The sequence below is a fragment of the Bradyrhizobium sp. 149 genome (assembly GCF_023073915.1).
GTDB lineage: Bacteria > Pseudomonadota > Alphaproteobacteria > Rhizobiales > Xanthobacteraceae > Bradyrhizobium.
On the sequence record NZ_JADPKK010000022.1, the window covers coordinates 291,443 to 312,990 of the forward strand.

Below are 21,548 nucleotides of genomic sequence, written 5' to 3' on the forward strand. Positions count from 1 at the left end.
GCTCGCAATGGTGAGAGGCGAGAGCGTCGCTCTCCAATTTGCGTTCCGCAAGTTTGCGCGGTCTGATACCGTCCGCCATCCCGGTTTTCTGGAACGTTGAGAAGTAACGCGATGTACGATGTCATTGTTGTCGGCGGCGGCTCGGCGGGCGCCGCCGTTGCGGCACGGCTCTCGGAAGACCCCGCACGGCGCGTCCTGCTGCTGGAGGCGGGTCTGGACTGGCGCGCCGACGAGGCGCCCTGGGAAGTGATGACGCCAAATCCCATCCCGATCATCCACAAGCGCGAGTACCAGGAGAAATGGCAATGGCCGGATCTTCTGACGCGCCGTGTCGCCGGGCAGGAGCCGCGCTTCTACTGGCGCGGCAAGGGGCTCGGCGGTTCGTCGATGATGAACGGTCAGATCGCCATCCGCGGCGTCGCGGATGCGTTCGACGAATGGGCCGCCAATGGCTGCACCGGCTGGTCTGCGAAAGACGTGATGCCGTTGTTCTCGGTGATCGAGGACGATCTGGAATTCGGCGACACCGGCGGCCACGGCCGCGGTGGTCCGCTGCCGGTCTATCGCGCACCTCCGGAAAAATGGGGCTCGATCGATTGCGGCTTGCGCGATGCGGCGCTGGCGAGCGGCTATCCCTGGTGCGCCGACGTCAACGGCCCGGACGGTGAGGGCGTCGCCTGCTATCCCATCAACAGCCGGAACAGCCGCCGTATCACCACCAACGAGGGTTATCTGGAACCCGCGCGGGGCCGCGCCAATCTGGAAATTCGCGGGCACGCACTGGTCGATCGCGTGATGATCAGTGACGGCCGGGCGACCGGCCTTCGCGTTCACATCGAAGGGCAGGGCACCAGCGAGATCAGCGCGCGCCAGATCGTGCTGTGCGCCGGTGCCATCCACAGTCCGGCGATCCTGCTGCGTTCCGGCATCGGCCCCGCCGATGAGCTGAAGGCCATGGGGATCGCGGTCGAGCGCGATCTGCCGGTCGGCCGCCACTTCTTCGACCATCCGCTGTTTCGCGCCACGATCCAGCTCCACCAAAACCTGCGGCCGACCGATCCCGACACCCGCCACACCAATTGCTGCGTGATTTATTCCTCCGGCCTCGCCGATGGCGGGAAGCGCGACATGATCCTGATCGCCTTCAACCACCGCGGCATCGGCGTGCCGGGCGCGATCGGCGCCGGGCTGTTCAACGCGTATTCTCGGGGAACGCTTAAATTGGCCTCGACCGATCCCGCGATCGATCCTGTTGTCGAGGAGAACATGCTGGCCGATCCCCGTGACATGCTGCGCATGAAGGACGCGGTGAAGCGACTGGCCGTGATCACGTCCCAGCCGGCGCTATCAGGCATTGCTGACTGGATCCGGCTGACCGACACCGATCTGACGCTGCCGCAGGCCGCCGCGCTGCCCGATAACGAGCTCGATGCGCTGCTGCGGCGTGAAACCGGAGACATCCAGCATGCCGCCGGCAGCTGCCGCATGGCTGGCTTTAAGGATGCCGACGGCGTGGTCAACCCTGATGGCACGGTGAAAGGTATCTCCGGCTTGCGGGTCGCCGACGCCTCGATCATGCCGTCGGATTGCCGGGCCAACACCCACTTCACGACGGTGGTGATCGGGGAAGCGATCGCGCGCATGATGATACGTTGGTTCGATCGCCGTCCCCGCCATGGCGGTCTGACGAAACTGCGCGCACACGAGGACCTACCGCTCGACGGCCAGGCCGAACAGCGGTCGCAGTAATGTTCCAAGAATGTTGCCGAGGAAAGCCGCGACCAGCCAGCACCAGCCGTGCAGGCTGCCTGACGCGATCCCGCTGAAATAGGCGCCGATATTGCAGCCATACGCGAGCCGGGCGCCGTACCCGAGCAGCAGGCCGCCGATGATGGCGGCGAGCAGCGAGGGTGCGGAGATGCGCCATGTCGGATTGAATTTGCCGGCAAGGCCTGCGGCCAGCAACGCTCCCAGGATGATGCCGAAATCCATGACGGAGGTAATGTCGGTGAAGATGCTTTGGTGCAGCGATGGAGCGCGAGGACCCTGCCAGTAGGACCATGACGCGACGTCGACGCCAAGGCCCATCAGGATCTTCGATCCCCAGAGCGCGAAGGCGGAGGTGATGCCCCATGGACGCCCCGCAAGATACAGCGTGGCGAAATTTCCGATCGCGAGCAGGATCGCACCCCACAGGAGTGGCCACGGCCCCTGCATGAAGCGGCGCGCGCCGCGCAGCTTCGTCCGCGCTCCCGGCTCGAGTTCGCCGTGCCGGCCGATCTCGGCCCTGACGGTGATGAGATAGATCGCAGCCATCGCAGCCCAGCAGAGCATGAGCGCCGGCACCCACCCGAACCGTTCGATCAACGAGACGGCGCCGATGTTCGGCAGCGCGCTCCACCACGGCAGATGCAATGCACCGAGCGTCGATCCGGCGATGAAGGCCGCCAGCGTCACCAGCATGCGGGTGTTGCCGCCGCCGGCAGTATAAAGCGTCCCCGAGGCGCATCCGCCGCCAAGCTGCATTCCAAGGCCGAACAGGAACGCCCCGCTCAGCATGCCCACGCCTACCGCGCCGAATTCGCCATGCACGGCAACGCCGAACAGCGTGCCTTGCGCCAGGGTCGGAAAGAAGAGAGCCGTCGCCAGCGCAAGCATGACCATTTGCGCGCGGAGGCCGGCGCCTCTTCGCGCGACAATGAAGACGCGCCAGGCCGAGGTGAACCCGAACAGCGCATGATACAGCGTCAGGCCGAGCGCGCCTCCGAGAAGAAACAGCAATCCCTGCTGCCAGGAGATCGTGCCCGACAAGGCCGCTGCGCCCGCCAGAAGAATCGCCGCCGCAAGAGCGACGATCGTGAGATTGGCGCTGTGCCGGTCATTATCAGGGGCAAGCAGCCGTGCATCGATGGACAGATCAGTCATGCTCTCATCCCAAGGAAAGCGGACCCTTGTGGCAATGGGACGTAACCGAGGTGAATTGTCCCCGTTCCAATCTTCTCACTCTGGAACTGAGCCAGCCGTGATCGGCGCGCGGGCGACTCGGGTCAGAGCAAGTTCCGCGCCGTGCTTAGATCACCCCGGCCAGCTGCAGCGCCACGCCATCAGGATAGTGCAGCAGGACCAGACTAGTCGTCGCGCCGATACATGTTCAAACAGCGGGCGAGAGTTCGCATTCTCGCGGCGCATTTCGCCTGAGTTTTACTTCTCGCGGCGCCCGTATCGAGACAAGGGCGCAGGGAAGGCCAGGCGCCGGCTGGCACCCGCAGGTCGGTGCGCTATGGAAACGCACACGGGGTGAACCACAGGTTTCGCCAGATCGCCCGGCCTTCCCTGCGCAATGGTTTTAACGGTGTCCTTCGTGCTCTCCCCGGGGAGCGATGCACTATTGCCCCCGTCCCCCCGCCGATAACTGATGTTCGCACCCGGTCGGGCCGCCACTTCACAGCTGGACTTGACGCACAGACCCCGGGCGTCAGGACCACACGACTTCTCCGTCCGCGCACGTCTTCGCTGGGACTTCGAGTGCTGGCGTGTGCTCACGCCCGAAGCCATGCGAAGACGCTGTCGGCGCCGTGTCGTACGCGCGGTGGTGACTGCTCACGGCAAGAGCCGCCCTGCAATTCCGATCGCGCCCGACGCCGTCGCGTCCATCGCACCCCAGCCCGCGGTTCGTGACGATCGCGATCCGACCCTTGTCTCGGGCCAGGGTGTTTGGTGTGTACGACAAATCCGAATTTCGATAAAGTGGAACATATTTGCGGGCGGAGCTTGACGAGGATGTTGCCACGGCAATCGGCTGTTTTGCCCGACGGCAAAGGTGGACGGGGAGGCTTAGGTGACGAACTTTTGCCTGGAGGGCATGTAGTCATAAACGGCAGCTTATGAGGCAAAGCGGAAGTCGCCCCGCTTGGTCATCATCGACGGCTTGTGACCCAATTCGGACTCCGCGCCGCTCTCCTTTAGCATCGCCGCGAAATTCCTTGCTGACCGGGAGCGCGAACGGCCTTCACGCTATCGCATATACATCGGCGGCAGTCCGGGAGGCATCGAGCCCGTCACGAATGAGCTTAGGAACATCTTGCCCAAGACATGGGTGGTCTCCGCAGTCCCAGCTACAAGCCGCCCTTCGCGAACCGCTCGCTCGAACTGCGCGGAGCTGGGCGCCGAGAGATTGTCATCGGGCTTCTCGCGCGGCGCAAGTGCCGAAGCACTGAACAGCACTCCTGCATAATGGAGCCGCGTGAGAGCGCGCACTTGTGCCAGTCGGTCGCGCAGAGGGCGATCTGGTTCATAACCAAGCCAAGCGAGCAACAGCATCTCTTCCAATTCCGGGCATTGTGCGAAGTTGTCGAGCGCGGTTGCCACATCAACAAGCGGATCGTTGCGATAGGCGGTTTCCCAGTCGATCAACCAGAGCCGCTCGCCGTCGAACAAAACGTTTCTAGGGAGTACATCATTATGGCTTGAAACAAAATGCTCCGCTCGAAGACCGTAGGTCGCGCGAATCTCGACTAGCCGTCTTGAGGCTTCGTCCAAGAGGCCGTCGACGAAAAGCCCAGTCTTACAAACATGGGTCCAGAGCCTGTTCACAACCTCCGGGTAATCCACGAAGTATGGAAACAGGGGTGCACTCTGTTGCTGCTTGAGCATCCCCCCAATCGCTCGGGCTAGTCCTGAGCTGCCATCCGGATAGGCTTCAAGTGGTCTATCTTCGATAAAATCCATCATCGCGACACGATTGTTGGCATCGAGATAATGAAGCTGGGGCGCAATTCCCATCTCCGCGGCGATGCGCATAGAGAGATATTGGTGAGGATTGCGCAAGGGGCTCTCCGGACCTTCTATTCGCAGCACGAAGCGCCGGCCATTCGTCTCAATTAGAAAAACAAATGCTCCCGAGACCCCACCTGTCAAAGGTCGGATGCCTAGCCTTGCAGTAGCCCCCAATACGCTCGTCGTCGCTTGCACTGCTGCCTGCCGCTGCGTAGCCGAAAGCGCGGCGAACGGGTCTGCCATCTCTCGCGTCCAGTTCCAAGGTTGCACAACCTACAAGCGACTTCGCGTCAGGTAAAGCCGAGTTTGCTTTGATCGATGTCCGGTTATCGGTCCGTAGCCGACCTGCGGGGCGCCTTTGATCGAAGAACACTTCTGACCCCAGCGGTCGTCAAGTGGCCATGTCAATTCTTGGTATTTGACTCGTGCGCCCGGAGTCGGGATAGCAGCGATGACAAAGGTTCGCGCGGTTTTCGTATGAGTTTGAACCGTCTGCCTCCCGTTAACGACCAAGAGCCAATCATGTTCGACGCTCTGATGACTCTCTCGGTTATTCTGTCTTTCGGCTTTCCCGCCATGCCGTGGTTTTTTGGTGCGCGATGGGGGGCGAGAGGAGTTTGGCTCAGTACAGGATTTGCCGTAGTCATCCCACTATGTCTTTTTCCAACATTGTTTTGGGTTGCATGCGGTGCCTGTGGGCAGGGCGCGATAGCCCTCTTTATGCTGGGGCCGATCTGGATCGCTTCGGCATTGCTTACGGTCACTTCGGCGGTGTTTTCTTACTGCAAATTCGCGCGCTAATTTTCGCAAGAACCGCGAAGGCACTGGGGTAACCATACCAGCCCACGCCGGGCACCGCAGATGAAGTGACCGAGTACAGCATCAGCGATGTCGATTTTGGGCCCAAGGCCGCCATGCAGGCCTATCGGCTTCAACGTTGCCTTCCGGTAGCAAACCGGACGCGACGAACGTATGAGCCCGCTCTCTAGATCACACCCGCCAGCCGCAGCGCTACGCCCGCCGCACAGCTCCCCGCGAGCACCGTGAGCATGCCGAGCTTGAAGCGGAAGATCGCGGTCGCGGCCGCGATCGACAGCACGAGCGCGGGGATGTCGACGCTCGTCAGCACCGGCATGTCGAAGGCAAACGGGAAGGCGTGCACCGGCACGGTCTCGCGGAACAGCGTATGCAGCGCGAACCAGATCGAGAGGTTGAGGATCACGCCGACGACGGCGGCCGTGATCGCGCCGAGCGCGCCGGCGAGGCCAGCGTTGCCGCGCAGCCGCTCGATGTAGGGGGCGCCGACGAAGATCCAGAGGAAGCAGGGCGTGAACGTGACCCAGGTTGCGAGCAGTCCGCCCAACGTCGCCGCGAGCATCGGCGACAGGCCGCTGGCGTCGCGGTAGGCCGCCATGAAGCCTACAAATTGGAGCACCATGATCAGTGGGCCCGGCGTGGTCTCGGCCATGCCGAGACCGTCGAGCATCTCGTGCGGCTTCAGCCAGTGATAGTGCTCGACCGCCTGCTGGGCGACATAGGCCAGCACCGCATAGGCGCCGCCGAAGGTGACCAGCGCCATCTTTGAGAAGAACAGCGCGATCTGGCTGAACACGTTGGCCTGCCCGAACGCCGCGAGCAACGCGATCACCGGCACCAGCCAGAGCGTTAGCCACAGCGCGCCGACGCGGACGGTACGCGCGGTGTCCGGGCGAACGTGATCGGGCACGGCGTCGCCGAGCATGCTGTCGACCAGGGCGCTGCTGCCGCCAGGGCCGTGACCGGCCGGAGCGAATTCCGGACGGCCCCGCCTGGCGCCGACATAGCCAATCATGCCGGCGGCAATGATGATGATGGGGAAGGGGACGGCGAAGAAGAAGATCACGACAAAGGCCATCGCGGCGAGCGCAATCATGATGCGGTTCTTCAAGGCGCGCTTGCCGACGCGCACCACGGCCTCGACGACGATGGCGAGCACGGCGGCCTTCAGCCCGAAGAACAGCGCCTCGACGAAGCTGACATTGCCGAAGGCAGCATAGACGTAGCTCAGGCCCATGATGGCGATGATGCCGGGCAGGATGAACAGCCCGCCCGCCATCAGCCCGCCGGCGGTGCGATGCATCAGCCAGCCGATATAGGTCGCGAGCTGCTGCGCCTCGGGGCCCGGCAGCAGCATGCAGTAGTTCAGCGCGTGGAGGAAGCGACCTTCGGAGATCCAGTTCTTCTCCTCGACCAGGATGCGGTGCATCACCGCGATTTGGCCCGCGGGCCCGCCAAAGCTCAGGCAGGCGACGCGGAGCCAGACGCGAAAAGCTTCACTGAAGCTGATGCCGTGACCGGCATCAGCTTCAGCTTGGAGATTGCGAATATCCATTACGCCTTCGTCTTGTTGGTGGGCCAGTTGTGAGTCTCAGCCGTCGCGTCGCGGCACCAGCGGTAGAACGCGTCGTAGAGCAGCATGCCGGCCCCGAGCTGTTCGAGATCGTCGTCATACATCCGCGACAGCCCGAGCGAGGCCGCGAGCAGGCCGGGGGCTTCCGGCGCGAGATCGGGCCGCGCGGTGTCGGCGCCGCGCACCAGCGTTGCCAGCCGAAGCAGAGCCGGTGCCGCGATCCCGAATTCCTCGATCATCACATCGAAGGTGCAGAGCTCGCCGTGGTGGCTCCAGAACACGTTCTCGATGTCGAACGGGGCTGCGTTGAAGCGTTCGCCAACGGCAACCACTTCGGAGGGAGCCACGAACAAGAATATCGCATTGGGATCGACGAAGCGGCGGATCAGCCAGGGGCAGGCGATGCGGTCGACCTTGGGCCGCGCCCGCGTCACCCAGACGGTGCGTCCCTTGGCGTCGCGCGGTGGCAGCTTGCGGGTCTCGAGCAGCGGCAGCTTGGCCGCCTTCCAGCCCTCGAAACCGCCCTCCAGCGTCTCGGCCTGGACCCCGAGCTGTCTGAGCCAGGCCGCGGTGCCCTGCGCGAGCTTTTCGCCGCGCAGACAGGAGACGATGGCGGGCCGGCCGGCAAATGCGCCGCCCCAGTCCGAGACCTTATCGTGGCTGAGCTTGATGGAACCGGGAATCAGCCGCCGGTCAGCGGCAAAATCCTCGTCGGTGCGCACGTCGATCAGGGCAGGGGCGTTCGCCGTGCCGATCAGCCGTGCCAGTTTGTCAGATGATATCGTCGTGTAGGAAGACATGATGCGCCCTCGTAAAATCAAACGGGACGCGATACTTGGGCATGTCGCCTCGTGGGGAGATCGCTCAAATCCCCATGAACTTCATTACACCGGTTCGGCACCCACCTGTCAATCGGCTCGTTCCGCCGATTTTGCCCGGGAGACTTGCGGGTCTATATTCGCGGTCAACGGCCCGGACCTTCTCGGAGAATTTTCGATGCATTCCCATTCCATCGAACAATGGACCCATGACCATGCCTTCCTGGGCGAGAAGCATGACGAGAACGAGCGGCGCACCTGGCTCGTGGTCGTCCTGACGCTGGTCATGATGGTCGGCGAGATCGTCGCCGGCTCGCTGTTCGGGTCGATGGCGCTGCTCGCCGACGGCTGGCACATGGGCACGCATGCGGCGGCGCTGGGCATTGCCGCCTTCGCCTATCGCTTTGCGCGGCGGCACCTCGGCAACTCGCATTTCACCTTCGGCACCGGCAAGTTCGGCGATCTCGCCGCCTTTGCCAGCGCGATCATTCTCGGCCTGATCGCAGTCGAGATTGCCTATGAGAGCATGCTGCGGCTGATCACGCCGGTGCCGATCGTCTATGGCGAGGCGATCGCGGTCGCTACCCTGGGCCTCTGCGTCAATCTCGCCAGCGCGTGGTTGCTCCGCGACAGCCATGGCCATCACCACCGTGGCCACGCGCATGACGATGACGATGATCATGGTCATGATCATCACCACCACCATCGCGACAACAATCTCCGCGCCGCCTACGTCCATGTCATGGCGGATGCGGCGACCTCGGTGCTGGCGATCGCCGCGCTCATCGTCGCGATGTATGCGGGATGGGTCTGGGCGGATCCCGCTGTGGGGCTGATCGGCAGCGTGGTGATCGCAAGCTGGGCGTTCGGTCTGATCAAGACATCAGGCGCGGTGCTGCTCGACGTGCGCACCGACGAGAAGCTGGAGCGTGTGATCCGGGCGCGCATGGAGATCGGCGACGACCGCGTCACCGATCTGCATCTGTGGCAGGTCGGCCCCGGCCATTGCGCCGTGCTGCTCTCGGTGGTGTCGGACCAGCCGAAGCAGCCGACCGTCTACAAGAGGCGGCTCGCCGGGTTGAAGGGGCTCAGCCACGTCACGGTCGAGGTCGAGACTTGCCCACACTGAGCCTGCCCGCATTGACGATGGCTTTGCGGGAATTCTGCGAAGTGATCGGGGTTGATCCTCGGTCACAGCCGGCATGGCAGCCGACCTGGCTGCAAGGGAGGAACGAATGATGCCAAGGATCAAGCTCGCTCTCGCCGTCGCTGCCCTCGTTCTGTCCAGTCATGCGGTGCTCGCGCAGTCCGAAAAGACCGGCGTCGAAAAGCTCTACGTCCTCAATTGCGGGGAGGGCACCGCCGGCGACATCTCGCGCTGGACGCCCGGCCTGAATGAGGGGAAGACGATGGACTTCGTCGACAGCTGCTATCTCATCAAGCACGCCAAGGGCTGGTTCCTGTGGGACACCGGCATCGCCGACGCAGTCGCGGCGATGCCAAATGGACTCACGCCTGCCGATCCCAAAGCCGTGACCTGGCGGCGGCCGAAGACGCTTGCGGCCCAGCTCGAACAGCTCAGCCTCAAGCCGGATGACGTCAAGATGATGGCCGTCTCGCACACCCATCCCGACCACACCGGCAATGTCGAGCTGTTCCCGCAGGCCACGCTCTTCGTGCAAAAGGCCGAATATGACTGGCCCGGCGCCAACAACGAGCTGCGCTTCAAGCCGTCACATCCGGTCGAGCTGCTCGCGGGCGACAAGGACGTCTTCGGCGACGGCAGCGTCACCATCCTGTCGACGCCCGGCCATACGCCGGGCCACCAATCGCTGCTGGTGAAGCTGCCGAAGACCGGCGCGGTGGTGCTGTCCGGCGATGCCGTTCATTTTAGGGATAATTGGGACAACCGCCGTGTGCCCAGCATGAATGCCAACAAGGACCAGAGCGCGGCCTCGATGCAGAAGATCGCCGACACGCTCGGCAAGGAGAAGGCGCAGCTCTGGATCAACCACGACAAGGCCCAGCGCGACAGCCAGAAGATGGCACCGGAGTTTTACGACTGACGCTCGCGCCGAGTTGCTGCCATGACGGTGGCAGCAGCTTCGTGCTAAGGCGCTCCGCATAGCTCCGGGACAGGAGACGATTGTGGGGGAGTGGGCCGGGGTTGCGATCGCGCTTGTCTCGAGCAGTCTCGGCGGCACGGCCGCAGCGATCACTCGCTATCTCGTCGGCGGCGCCGATCCGATCCTGCTCGCGATCCTGCGCTGGGGGATCGGCTTTCTCTGCCTGTTGCCATGTGCGATTCTGCTCGGCGTGCGCTGGCCGCAGCGATCCGACTGGGCGGCCGTGGCGCTGCTCGGAATCTGCTTTTTCGGCCTGTTCTTCATCCTCTACAACATCGCGGTCTCCTACACGACGGCCGCGCGCGCCAGTCTCGCGCTGGCGACACTGCCGCTCCACACCATGGTGGTCGGCGCGCTGCTCGGTGTGGAGCGGTTGACGGCGCGCAAGATCATCGGTGTCGGCATCGCGGTGCTCGGCGTGGCGGCGGCGCTGGCCGCCGGTCTGGCGCAAAGCCCGCCGGGGGCCTGGCGCGGTGAGCTGATCATGACGGGCGCCGTGTTCTGCATGGCGTTCTACAATGTGCTGTCGCGGCCGCTGATGCAGCGCTCCAGCACGCTCGGCTTTCTCACGGTCGGCATGGGGGCGGGCGCCGGCGTGCTGGTGCTCGCGGGTGTGGTGAAAGGCAGTTTCGCAGCGCTCGGGCACTTCACGACGGCGCAGTGGATCGCCGGCATCTATCTGGGCGTTGGCGGCAGCGCACTCGCCTTCATCCTCTGGGTCATGGCGCTGGCGCGCGCGACGCCGACCCGCGTCGCCAATACGATGACGGTCAACCCGATCGCCGCCACCTTGCTCGCAGCGCTGCTGATCGGCGAGCCGATCACCCCGAATCTTCTGATCGGGTTGATCGCGGTGTTCGCCGGAATCTGGATTGCGACCGGCGATGCCAAGCCGGCTTAGCTGCGCGGTGCTGTCACGGCGGGCGGGCTTGCTTCGGGCGCCTTCTTCGGCTTCAGCGAGCCGGCATAGAACGAGATCAGCCAGACGAGGATGATGGCGAGGAGATAGACACCCCAAGCCTGCGGCGGCGTGGTCGCCCAACGCAAGAGGCCTTTGAATGTGCGGGGCGGGCGGGTGTCGTTGTTCATCGCGCGCTTGTGCGCGAAAGCGCGCGCGTGGTCAATCCGGCCGCGGTTGCGCGCGGATCAGGAACAGCGCCGCCAAGGCCGAGAGGCTGAGCGCGGACGAGACGATCAGCACCTTCGCGCCCATGACGTCGATGAGCAGGCCGAAGGCCAGTGGCGCCACGGCCTGCGCCATCCGTGCCGGCGCGCCGATGATGCCGAGGCGATAGCCGAAATCCTTGGGGCCGAAGATCGACAGCGGTAGCGTGCCGCGCGCAATGGTCAAAATGCCGTTGCCGGAGCCGTGGAACAGCGCAAACCCACTGGCCGCGGCGCCGCCGAAGATCGCCACGACCACCGCGCCGATCGGATGCGTGAGGCAGGCGAGCCGCGTCGACCACAGCGGATGAAAGCGGCTGAGGAAGCCCGCTTCGAGAACCCGCGCGGCCACTTGCGCGGGGCCGATCAGCGCACCGGCCGCGATCGCCTCGACCGGCGTCGCGCCTGTGGCCTCCAGGATGCGCGGGAAATGCGCGGCCATCGCGCCCGTGACGGTCCAGACTGCCGCAAAGATGAAGGCGAGCAGCACCATGGTGCGGTCGAGCGGCAGATGCGGCTTCGCCGCCGTCGCCGTAGCCTGCTTGGCGCCCTTCATCGTCGGCAACAAGAAGAAGTTGAGGGGCAAGCCGATCAGGATATTGGCCGCGGCCCAGGCAAAGCAGGTGTCGCGCCAGCCGATATGGGCAAGGCCCCAGGCGGTCAGGGGCCAGCCGACGGTCGAGGCAAAGCCCGCCATCAGCGTGATGCCCGTGATGGGCCTGCGCGCCTCGGTACCGTAGATGCGGCCGAGCGCGGCGAAGGCGGCGTCGTAGAGGCCCATCGCCATGCCGATGCCGAGCACGAGCCAGGCAATCGCCATCACCGCCACCGATTGCGAGAGGCCGAGCAGGATGAGGCCGGCGGCGATCGTCAGATTCGAAACCGAGAGGACCTGCCGGCCGCCGACGAGATCGATCTGACGCCCGATCCGTGGTCCCAGCATCGCCGAGATCACCAGCGAGGCCGAGAACGCGCCAAAGATCCAGTTGGAGGAGACGCCGAGGTCGCGCGCCATGGGATCGGCGAGCAACGCCGGCAGATAGTAGCTCGAGGCCCAGGCCAGGGTCTGCGTGGTACCGAGCGCCAGGATGATCGGAAGCTGGCGCTGGCTCATCCGCGCGTGCGTCCGATTCTGGTCGACAAAGTCATCATCGCCGGCATTTGCCGCCTGCGTAGCGAGCGCGTCAACCGCGGCCGCGGCATGTTCGACCTGCAAGAGACGCGAGCCTTGCGCACGGCCAGCGCGTGGCTTGCGCCTTTCGCTCGTCACGAATGCACGGCATAATGGCGCATGCAATTGACCTCCCGCCTCGCGCTGATGAACTGGCTGACCCGCCAGGGGCTCACGGGCCTGCCCGAAAACGAACTGCTCCGCGGGTTCTGCGAGCGCTGCCGCGCCGAAGGCCTGGAACTCTCGCGCGGGCTCGTCGTGATCGACACGCTGCATCCGATCTATGAGGGCCGCGGCTTCCGCTGGAGCGACCGGCAGAGCAACGAGAGCGACGCATTCGAATACGGTTCGACCGCCGAAGGCGACGCGGCCAAAAGCTGGCGCCGCTCGGTGTTCTTCCACATGCTCGAGCATGGCGACGACGAGATGGTGATCGATCTCGCCGATGCCCCGTCGATGGATTTTTCCCAGATCGGCGAGCTCGCCGAGAAGGGCCACCGGCACTATCTCGCCTTCGTGCATCGCTTCGGCGAGAATGGTGCGCTCGGCCTGATGGACTGCCTCTATTCCTGCTGGACCACGCGCCGCGACAGCGGCTTCGCCGAAGGCGAGCTCGAGACGCTGCGCGATCTCGTGCCGGTGCTGGGGCTCGCGATCAAATCGGCGCAGCAGGTCGACATCGCGCGCACGCTGGGCCGGGTCTATCTCGGCCGCGATGCCTCCGAGCAGGTGCTGCGCGGGCGCATCTCGCGCGGCGTCACCGAGCGCATCAACGCCGTGCTCTGGTATTCGGATCTGCGCGGCTCGACCGGAATCAGCGAGAGCATCGGCCCCGACGAGATCATCCCGTTCCTCAACGACTATGCGCAGGCCGTGATCGATGCGATCCATGACGCCGGCGGGGACGTGCTGAAGCTGATCGGCGACGGCGTCCTCGCGATGTTCACCGGCGAGGACATGGCGGGTGCCCGCCGCGCCGCACTTCGCGCCGAGCATCTGTTCCGCAAGAACGTCGCGGCGCTGAACCTGCGGCGGGAGGCCGACGGCCGTCCCACCACGTCCGCCTATATCGGCCTGCATGTCGGCGAGGTTTTTTACGGCAATATCGGCAGCGAGGACCGGCTTGATTTCACCGTGGTCGGTCCGACCGTGAACGAGGTCAGTCGCATCGCCTCGATGAGTCGTTCGGTCGATCGCGAGCTGCTGGCGTCGGCGGAATTCTACAAAGGCCTCGACGCCACCGGCCGCCGCTACCTCGTCTCTACCGGTCGCTACGCGCTGCGCGGCATCGGCCGCGCGCAGGATCTCTACACGCTCGATCCCGAAGTTGACGTAAGCGAACCGGTGATGGGGAGCTACGAGCGGTATCTGGCGAATTAGGCTGGCTGCTCCTTCCCACGCGGCGGCACTAACATCGCGCTGGCACTTCGTCGCCTACCATGGCCGGCTGCCGATCCAACGCCACCGCGGGCGACAGCCAAATGACCAGCGCCTGCACCCCGAACACGGCCGCCGCGAGATAGAGGCACGCTTCCGCGCTCCAGAGGCCGCCGACGATCGCACCGAGTGCCGAGCCGACCGGGCGGGCCCCGTAGCTCATGATGTTGATGGCGGAGACGCGGCCCAGGAGGCGTGGCGGGGTCACCGACTGGCGCAGCGTCGTGGTCGAGATCACCCACAGGATCGGCCCGACGCCGAGCAGGAAGAAGCTCAAGGCCGCGAGCCAGGGCGAGGGGACCAGCACTGTCAGCGCCATTACCATTGCGGCGACGAAGCCGGTGACGGGGCCGAGGCCGACAACGATGCCGAACGCGATGCGCTTCATCACCCGCGTGGCGAACAGCGCGCCGATCACCATGCCGACGCCGTACATCGTCAGCACCGTGCCGATGCCGGCGGCGGTCAGGCCGAGGTGACGCACGGCGTAGGGCACGAACACTGCGATCTGCAGGAACCATCCGGTGTTGAAGATGAACTGGGTGATGAACACCGGCCGCAGCAGCGGATGGTGAAACACGAAGGCCGCGCCTTCGCGGATGTCCTGGAACGGATGCCGCCGCGGCGCCGGCGTACGGGCAGGTTCATAGATGCCGGACAGCAGCACGACCGCGATCGCCGAGAGCGCCGCCGCAAAACCGAAGGCCGGGCTCGCGCCCCACCACCCCACCAGCGCGCCGCCGAGCGCAGGGCCGCTGGCGAAGGCGATGGTGCGTGCGAGCTCGATCCGCGCATTGGCCGCAGGCAACAGGTCCGAACTCACCAGCGAGGGCACCAGCGCCGGCGCGGCCACGCTGTAGACGACAGTGCCGCACACGGCGGCAAAGCCGAGCAGCGCCAGCAGCGGCAGATTGAGCGCGCCGAGCGCGAGCAGCAGCACGATCGCCGCAAGCGCCGCGGCCCGCAGCGCCTCGGCGCCCGCCATCAGCGAGCGGCGGGAGATGCGGTCGGCCAGCAGGCCGGCCGGAATGGCGAAGAGGACGAAGGGCAGGGTCAGCGCGGTCTGGAGCAGGCCGGTCTGGCCTTCGGCGACGCCGAGCGTCAGCACCGCGACGATAGGGGCCGCGGCCAGAGCGATCTGTTCGGCCGACTGCGCCGCCAAATTGGACCAGGCGAGGCGGTTGAATGTCTCGGGGAGGCGCGGAGCATTTGACATGGCTCATTTCCTGCAAAGTCGAGTTGGCGCCACTATCCGCCTCCGAGCGCGGCCAAACCCACCCGCTTCCCGACAGGGTCGCGAACAACGGCCGCGCCGGGAACCCATGCGGCTAGATGCAGTTGCAAATGAGTTGCAATAAGGCTCGACTTCGGTATTCTCGCTTTATGGATGCTCGCTCGCCCGATCTGACCCAAGACCTGACCCGAGACGCCGCCGGCTGGCGCTCCGACGCGCCTGCAACCAAGAGCCTGGCCGAGGTGAATGCCACGGTCGCAATCCCTATCGCGGGGGTGTGGTGGCGGCGCCTGCTTGCTTTCGTCGGCCCGGGCTATCTGGTCTCGGTCGGCTATATGGACCCCGGCAATTGGGCGACCGACCTCGCCGGCGGATCCAAGTTCGGCTACACGCTGCTCTCCGTCATCCTGCTCTCGAATTTGATGGCGATCCTGCTGCAATCGCTGGCGGCACGGCTCGGCATCGTCACCGATCGCGACCTCGCGCAAGCTTGCCGCGCGACCTATTCGCCAGCGGTGAACTTCATGCTGTGGCTCGCTTGCGAGGCGGCGATCATCGCCTGCGATCTCGCCGAGGTCATAGGCACGGCGATCGCCCTCAAATTGCTGTTCGGCATTCCCCTGGTCGGTGGCGCTCTGATCGCTGCGCTGGATGCCTTTTTGCTGCTCATCCTGATGAATCGTGGCTTCCGTTTCCTCGAAGCCTTCGTGATCGCGCTGCTCGTCGTGATCGCAGTCTGCTTCACGGTCCAGCTTGCCGCGGCAGCACCGCCGGTTGCCGAGATGCTGAGGGGATTTGTGCCGAAGACCGAGATCTTCACCAACCCCGAGATGCTCTACATCGCGATCGGCATCATCGGCGCCACCGTGATGCCGCATAATCTCTATCTGCATTCGTCGATCGTGCAGACGCGCGCCTATGAGCGCAACGACACCGGCCGGCGCGAGGCGATCAAATGGGCGACGACGGACTCGACCATCGCCCTGATGCTGGCGCTGTTCATCAATGCCGCGATCCTCGTCGTGGCTGCCGCAACCTTCCACAAGAGCGGCCATTCTGACGTCGCCGAGATCGGCCAGGCCTTCGAGCTGCTGTCCCCGCTGCTCGGCCTCGGCATCGCCTCGACGCTGTTCGCGGTGGCGCTGCTCGCTTCGGGCCTCAACTCGACGGTGACGGCGACGCTCGCCGGCCAGATCGTGATGGAGGGCTTTCTCGATTTGCGCCTGCCGAGCTGGGCGCGCCGGTTGCTGACGCGCGGCATCGCGATCATTCCCGTGATCGTCGTCACCGCGATCTATGGCGAGCGCGGCACGGCCGATCTGCTGGTGTTCAGTCAGGTCGTTCTGTCGATGCAGCTTCCCTTCGCCGTCATCCCGCTGGTCCGCTTCGTCTCCGACCGCCGCAAGATGGGCAAGTTCGCGATTCCCGCGTGGGTCGCCGCGATCGCGTGGATCGTCGCGGGCGTGATCGTGATCTTGAACGTGAAGCTGCTGGTGGATACGTTGTTTGGATCGTGATTGTCGCGCGCCACTGCGCATCAAGTGCTAAGGCTGCAATCACGCATTTGGCGTCCGGCTAACCGACCGTGCGCAGACTAGACCCGGCGTCGCGGCTGGTAAGGGCTGAGGGGATTTACGTCGAGATCGACAACCTTGACGCATTGTTGGCGCTCGCGATGGCTTGAGCCCACGTGCCATTGCCCTCTTCGAAGCTCGACCTTCGTCATCTCCGCCAGCTTGAAGCACTTCCATGCCCCTCCCGGCGGCAAGCCTTTGCTGGAAGTGCCGGCAAACTGAAAGGCGAGCGTGCGTTCCTCGTCATCGGTATGGCCCAATATTACGGGGCAAATTGCACGCCGGTGCCCTTGATAGACACAGTGCACCTGTTGGCGCTCGACCATGCTCCGCGCGATCAGATCATAGGTACTCGACAAGGAAACCTCCGGCGCTGGTCCCATTCTCGCAGTTACGAACTGCCGGCTTATGAGATCGGCGCGCCGATCAATCCTGCGGCTCGGACGCCGCATCGCCTTGCGCGTCGATGCGCAGCCAGCCTGAGGGCGCGAGGCGCTGCTGGGGCAGGAAGCGGGCCTTGTAGTCCATCTTCTTCGAGCCTTCGATCCAGTAGCCCAGATAAACGTAAGGCAACCCTTGCCGGCGCGCGCGGGCGATGTGGTCGAGGATCATGAAGGTGCCCATCGAGCGGCTGACTTCGCCGGGCTCGAAGAACGAATAGACCATCGACAGGCCGTCGCTGAGCACGTCGGTCAACGCGACCGCGATCAGCTCCTCGCCGCGGCCGGTGATGCCGCTGTCGGGACCACGCTTGCGGTACTCGATGATGCGGGTCTCGACATGGCTGTCCTCGACCATCATGGCGTAGTCGAGCACGGTCATGTCAGCCATGCCACCATGGCGGTGACGGGAATCGAGATAGGCGCGGAACACCGAATATTGCTCGGAGGTCGGCACCGCACTGCGCTGCTCGCCGATGATGTCGGCGTTGCGGGTGATTACTTTTCGGAAGTTGCGGGAGGGCCGGAACTCGTTGGCGATCACCCGGACCGAGACGCAGGCGCGGCATTGGTCGCAGGCTGGCCGGTAGGCGATCGACTGGCTGCGACGGAAGCCGCCATGGGTCAGGAGGTCGTTGAGGTCACCGGCGCGCTCACCCACGAGGTGCGTAAACACCTTGCGCTCGTGCCGGCCCGGCAGATAGGGGCAGGGGGAGGGCGCCGTGAGGTAAAATTGGGGGGTATCGCGCGAGTGTTGGGTCAAGGGACGTCGTGGGCCTCCAAAATGAGCATCAGCATCGCGCTACGAACGCCCCCGGTCAATCGGTCTACTCGGCAGGTCGGATCAGCCAGTTTAGCGGGTCCAGGTTGATAGGTTCTTGATCAGTAGGTGCTTGATCAGGTCCTGGCGCCTTGAGGCACCGGCGCACGAACGGAATTGTTGATCACGACAGTTCCCAGCACGAAATCCTGCAGCAAGCGCCTGCGGCCGTTGAACAGCCCGACCAGCACCACGAAGGGCGACAGGAACGAGACCGTCACCCAGAACAGCACGGCGTGGGTGGCGCCGAGCACGAAATAGCCGGGCGCGCCGTACCAGGTGCGCAACTCCAGATCCATCACGCGCATGCCGATCGTCGCGGACGACGGACCGCCGATGCAGGCGCCGTAATAGACGATGGCCCAGATCACGGAAGCCGGCCAAGCCAGCCAGAACAGCGCCCAGCCGATGCCGAGCGTGACCACGCCGAACACCGCGATGAAGAGATAGCCGAGGATCACGGGCACCGAGATCACGACCATGTCGATCAGGAAGGCGAACACCCGCCGCGTCGCAACGCCGCGGAACAGTTCCGGGTGCAGATAGGGATCGTAAGCGTGCGGCTGCGCCCCGCCGTCATTGCGCCAGGCATTGCCCGAGTCCGAATACGACATGACCGTTCTCCCGAGGGGAAACTCCCGTGGCAGGACATGGGAACAGGCAGTCCACGTGCCAAGGGCGCCGGGATTAACAAGCCGAAATATTCCGGCGATTCGGGGGCGGGAGAGGCGAGTTGCGACGGCCACAACCTCGGGACGACCCGCGCGCCTTACCCCTGCGCCCGCAGCTTTTCCGCCACCTTCGGCGCAAAGTAGCTCAGCACACCATCCGCGCCGGCGCGCTTGAAGGCGAGCAGGCTCTCCATCATGGCGCGGTCGCCGTCGAGCCAGCCGTTGTTGGCGGCAGCCGCGATCATCGCGTATTCGCCGGAGACCTGGTAGGCGAAGGTCGGCATCGCAAACGTGTCCTTCACGCGGCGGACGACGTCGAGATAGGGCATGCCGGGCTTCACCATCACCATGTCGGCGCCCTCGGCGATGTCGAGCTCGACCTCACGGAGCGCCTCGTCGGTGTTGGCGCTGTCCATCTGGTAGGTGCGCTTGTCGCCGGTGAGTGTCTTGGCCGAGCCGATGGCGTCGCGGAACGGGCCGTAGAAGGCGGAGGCGTATTTTGCGGCATAGGCCATGATCTGCACGTCAAGCAGGCCGGTGCGATCCAGGCCCTCGCGGATCGCGGCGACGCGGCCGTCCATCATGTCTGAGGGCGCGATGATGTCGCAGCCGGCTTCGGCCTGCACCAGGGCCTGACGCACCAGCACAGCGACCGTCTCGTCATTCAAGATCTTGCCGTCGGAGATCAGGCCGTCATGGCCGTGGCTGGTGAAGGGATCGAGCGCGACGTCGCAGAGAATGCCGACCTCCGGAAACTCCTTCTTGATCGCGCGCACCGCCTGACAGACCAAATTGTCCGGATTGGTGGCTTCCGAGCCTTCCTCGTCGCGCAGGGACGGGTCAGTGTAGGGAAACAGCGCGAGGCAGGGAATGGTGAGCTTCATCGCGCGCTCGGCCTCGCGCACGGCCTGGTCGACACTGAGACGCTCGACGCCCGGCATCGAGGCGATCTGCTCGCGCTTGTTGTTGCCGTCGATCAAAAACAGCGGCCAGATCAGATCGTCCGTCGTGAGCACGTTCTCGCGCACCATCCGGCGGGCCCATTCGGCCTTGCGGTTGCGGCGGGGGCGAACGGTCAGATCGAGGGCAGGGGAGGCGCCAGCGCCATCCCGGCGCGAAACCTCGCGCAATTCGATCGGACGCCCGTATTTGATCGCCATCACTCTTCCTCCGGCTGGAATTATTCTTATACCAGCTCGCATGGTTCCCGTCACCGCGGCTTGACCTGCCGCAAGACAGAATTGGAGACTTGGGCCGCCGATTGATTTTGCGGGGCAAAGCAGCCAGAAGGGGGCCATGTCCGAGATCTCCACCCGCGATGCGGCCCGCGACAGCGCCAGGGATGCTGTTCGAGACAATGCCAGAGACAACGCAATGTCGGTGGCGGCGATCTCGTCGGAACGAGCTGAGTCCGATGACAGTGTCTGGACGCGCCGGCTCGTGCTGTTCCTGCGGGTGATGGCACTGCTCTCGATCCTGAAAGGTCTCTATCACTGGGCTCAGGTCACCGGCTTCGTCGGCGGCGAGGACGAGGCGTTCGAGAACCAGGCGATGGCCTGGCAGGCCGCCACCGTCTATTTCGCCGTGATCGAGCTCGTTGCCGCGGTTGGCCTCTGGCTCGCCACGCCTTGGGGCGCGGTGGTGTGGCTGACGACCGTGGTGTCGATGGCGGTGATCGAGCTGATGTTCCCGGGCATCTACGGCGGCAGCCTGCTCGTGGTCGGGGTCGAAGCCTTCATGCTGGCCGCCTATCTCGCGCTCGCCTGGATGGCGGCGCGGGAGCGGCCGCCATAGGCGAAGTCGTCCCAGAGAAAGACACTCTCGTTCCCCGGACGCGATGCAGCGCGTTGCACTTGCGGCGTGATGCGTCGCAGAGCCGAAGTCCGTTTCTCCGCGACTTCGCCTTGTGACATCTGGGTCCGGTTCCGCGCTCCGCTTTGCTGTGCTGGTCCGGGACACGAGAATGTTGCGCTTGGTTGACCGTTGGTTGCCTCAAATTCGAGGTAAGTTTTCGTTGACTCCGTGCATTCCGCCACAGCTCTTACGCTGCCGTTTCGAAACGGGGCGGGGCTGTTCTGGAATGCGACAATCGGGGCGGACGGAGGGTGAACAGGACCTTGCGAGAGTCAACAGACGGTTGCGAAAAGCGCTTGTGGCACAGGCTTAATCCGCAATTCACTGTCTTAAATTCATGATCTCTTTATTCTCTTATTTAAGCCGATCTTCAAACGAGCCCCTTAAGTTGCACCTATCAGACGGGACACAAGTTTCGTCGAATGAGTGTCGATAAAAACGACAACAGGGGAAGTGTCATGATGAAAGCCGTCGCAACTGCGGCAGATACCGCAGAGCGCGTCTCGGGCCAGCAGGGTTCGGTGCAGACGCTCTATCTGGAAGCTTTGACTCTGGTGGAGCGGCTGCATCGCCGGCTGCTCGACGTCATCAAGGACGAGTTCGATCGCCGCGGCCGTGCGGATATCAACTCGGTGCAGGCGCTCCTGCTCTACAACATCGGCGACAAGGAGCTGACCGCGGGCGAACTGCGCACGCGCGGTTATTATCTCGGCTCCAACGTCTCCTACAATCTGAAGAAGCTCGTCGAGCTCGGCTTTCTCGACCATCAGCGCTCGCGCGTTGATCGCCGCTCGGTGCGCATCCGCCTGACGCCGCAGGGCCAGGAAGTTCGCCGCATCGTCGATTCGCTCTACCAGAAGCACGTCAAGACGGTGGAGCAGGTCGGCGGCATCTCCGGCGAGGAGTTCTCGACCCTCAACAAGTCGCTGCATCGTCTCGAGCGGTTCTGGACCGACCAGATCCTCTATCGTCTCTGAGCTCTTTCGACGGGATTTGGCCAAGCCGGCCCACAACAAGACCGGCAAGCCTCCCGAACGCGCCTGAGCTTCCCCAAGCGCGCCGGCCCGGCTCTGC

At 64.5% G+C, this 21,548-nt stretch carries 19 protein-coding genes and 1 pseudogene; 9 read left to right on the plus strand and 11 right to left on the minus strand.

Annotation, left to right across the window (positions count from 1 at the left end):
• Positions 1-111 precede the first annotated feature (111 nt).
• A pseudogene (locus IVA88_RS19015) lies at positions 112-1,653 on the plus strand (GMC family oxidoreductase N-terminal domain-containing protein); the annotation flags it as partial.
• Between the two features lie 57 nt (positions 1,654-1,710).
• Here the strand turns inward: IVA88_RS19015 and IVA88_RS19020 are convergent.
• On the minus strand, positions 1,711-2,925 hold the full coding sequence (locus IVA88_RS19020) for a YeeE/YedE family protein (RefSeq protein WP_247498757.1): 1,215 nt from the start codon (positions 2,923-2,925) through the stop codon (positions 1,711-1,713).
• 1,089 nt (positions 2,926-4,014) lie between these two features.
• Entirely contained in the window at positions 4,015-5,019 is a 1,005-nt protein-coding gene (locus IVA88_RS19025; protein ID WP_247498758.1) for a phosphotransferase, read from the minus strand.
• Between the two features lie 279 nt (positions 5,020-5,298).
• Here IVA88_RS19025 and IVA88_RS19030 point away from each other — a divergent pair, with 279 nt between their 5' ends.
• Positions 5,299-5,577: a hypothetical protein gene (locus IVA88_RS19030; RefSeq protein WP_247498759.1), complete on the plus strand. Its 279-nt coding sequence runs from the start codon at positions 5,299-5,301 to the stop codon at positions 5,575-5,577.
• Between the two features lie 184 nt (positions 5,578-5,761).
• Here the strand turns inward: IVA88_RS19030 and chrA are convergent, their stop codons facing one another.
• Positions 5,762-7,147 (minus strand): chromate efflux transporter, encoded by a 1,386-nt coding sequence (gene chrA, locus IVA88_RS19035; RefSeq protein ID WP_247498760.1) that lies wholly within the window; start codon positions 7,145-7,147, stop codon positions 5,762-5,764.
• Positions 7,147-7,965 (minus strand): chromate resistance protein ChrB domain-containing protein, encoded by an 819-nt coding sequence (locus IVA88_RS19040; RefSeq protein ID WP_247498761.1) that lies wholly within the window; start codon positions 7,963-7,965, stop codon positions 7,147-7,149. Before IVA88_RS19040 ends, chrA begins: the two co-directional genes overlap by 1 nt.
• 196 nt (positions 7,966-8,161) lie before the next feature.
• On the opposite strand from IVA88_RS19040, the gene dmeF reads away from it, so the two are divergent.
• From dmeF to IVA88_RS19055, 3 genes are all read left to right on the plus strand, one after another.
• The gene (dmeF, locus tag IVA88_RS19045) at positions 8,162-9,112 is read left to right on the plus strand and encodes a CDF family Co(II)/Ni(II) efflux transporter DmeF (RefSeq protein ID WP_247498762.1); all 951 of its coding nucleotides are present in this window, start codon (positions 8,162-8,164) and stop codon (positions 9,110-9,112) included.
• A 106-nt stretch (positions 9,113-9,218) separates the two neighbouring features.
• Positions 9,219-10,049 (plus strand): N-acyl homoserine lactonase family protein, encoded by an 831-nt coding sequence (locus IVA88_RS19050; protein ID WP_247498763.1) that lies wholly within the window; start codon positions 9,219-9,221, stop codon positions 10,047-10,049.
• Positions 10,050-10,131: 82 nt separating this feature from the next.
• Positions 10,132-11,010 carry a DMT family transporter gene (locus tag IVA88_RS19055; RefSeq protein ID WP_247498764.1) on the plus strand — a complete coding sequence of 293 codons (879 nt, stop codon included), beginning with the start codon at positions 10,132-10,134 and terminating at the stop codon, positions 11,008-11,010.
• Here the strand turns inward: IVA88_RS19055 and IVA88_RS19060 are convergent.
• Positions 11,007-11,198: a hypothetical protein gene (locus tag IVA88_RS19060; RefSeq protein WP_247498765.1), complete on the minus strand. Its 192-nt coding sequence runs from the start codon at positions 11,196-11,198 to the stop codon at positions 11,007-11,009. The genes IVA88_RS19055 and IVA88_RS19060 overlap by 4 nt on opposite strands.
• Before the next feature lie 31 nt (positions 11,199-11,229).
• Positions 11,230-12,387 carry an MFS transporter gene (locus IVA88_RS19065; RefSeq protein ID WP_247498766.1) on the minus strand — a complete coding sequence of 386 codons (1,158 nt, stop codon included), beginning with the start codon at positions 12,385-12,387 and terminating at the stop codon, positions 11,230-11,232.
• A 177-nt stretch (positions 12,388-12,564) separates the two neighbouring features.
• Between IVA88_RS19065 and IVA88_RS19070 the strand changes: the two genes are divergently transcribed.
• Entirely contained in the window at positions 12,565-13,824 is a 1,260-nt protein-coding gene (locus IVA88_RS19070; protein ID WP_247498767.1) for an adenylate/guanylate cyclase domain-containing protein, read from the plus strand.
• 28 nt (positions 13,825-13,852) lie between these two features.
• On the opposite strand, the gene IVA88_RS19075 is transcribed toward IVA88_RS19070, so the two are convergent.
• On the minus strand, positions 13,853-15,097 hold the full coding sequence (locus IVA88_RS19075; RefSeq protein WP_247498768.1) for an MFS transporter: 1,245 nt from the start codon (positions 15,095-15,097) through the stop codon (positions 13,853-13,855).
• Between the two features lie 167 nt (positions 15,098-15,264).
• Between IVA88_RS19075 and IVA88_RS19080 the strand changes: the two genes are divergently transcribed.
• Positions 15,265-16,632 (plus strand): Nramp family divalent metal transporter, encoded by a 1,368-nt coding sequence (locus IVA88_RS19080; RefSeq protein WP_247498769.1) that lies wholly within the window; start codon positions 15,265-15,267, stop codon positions 16,630-16,632.
• A gap of 77 nt (positions 16,633-16,709) precedes the next feature.
• Here IVA88_RS19080 and IVA88_RS19085 read toward each other — a convergent pair whose 3' ends face one another.
• From IVA88_RS19085 to hemB, 4 genes are all read right to left on the minus strand, one after another.
• Positions 16,710-17,048: a hypothetical protein gene (locus tag IVA88_RS19085; protein ID WP_247498770.1), complete on the minus strand. Its 339-nt coding sequence runs from the start codon at positions 17,046-17,048 to the stop codon at positions 16,710-16,712.
• Positions 17,049-17,115: 67 nt separating this feature from the next.
• On the minus strand, positions 17,116-17,892 hold the full coding sequence (locus tag IVA88_RS19090) for an arginyltransferase (RefSeq protein WP_247498771.1): 777 nt from the start codon (positions 17,890-17,892) through the stop codon (positions 17,116-17,118).
• Between the two features lie 134 nt (positions 17,893-18,026).
• Positions 18,027-18,563, minus strand: a complete 537-nt coding sequence (locus tag IVA88_RS19095; protein ID WP_247498772.1) for an RDD family protein — start codon at positions 18,561-18,563, stop codon at positions 18,027-18,029.
• A 155-nt stretch (positions 18,564-18,718) separates the two neighbouring features.
• Positions 18,719-19,780 carry a porphobilinogen synthase gene (gene hemB, locus IVA88_RS19100; protein WP_247498773.1) on the minus strand — a complete coding sequence of 354 codons (1,062 nt, stop codon included), beginning with the start codon at positions 19,778-19,780 and terminating at the stop codon, positions 18,719-18,721.
• A gap of 136 nt (positions 19,781-19,916) precedes the next feature.
• Here hemB and IVA88_RS19105 point away from each other — a divergent pair, with 136 nt between their 5' ends.
• Together IVA88_RS19105 and IVA88_RS19110 are read left to right on the plus strand one after the other, a co-directional pair.
• The gene (locus IVA88_RS19105) at positions 19,917-20,414 is read left to right on the plus strand and encodes a DUF6163 family protein (protein ID WP_247498774.1); all 498 of its coding nucleotides are present in this window, start codon (positions 19,917-19,919) and stop codon (positions 20,412-20,414) included.
• 518 nt (positions 20,415-20,932) lie between these two features.
• On the plus strand, positions 20,933-21,451 hold the full coding sequence (locus tag IVA88_RS19110) for a MarR family winged helix-turn-helix transcriptional regulator (RefSeq protein WP_007603420.1): 519 nt from the start codon (positions 20,933-20,935) through the stop codon (positions 21,449-21,451).
• The last annotated feature ends 97 nt before the right edge of the window (positions 21,452-21,548 follow it).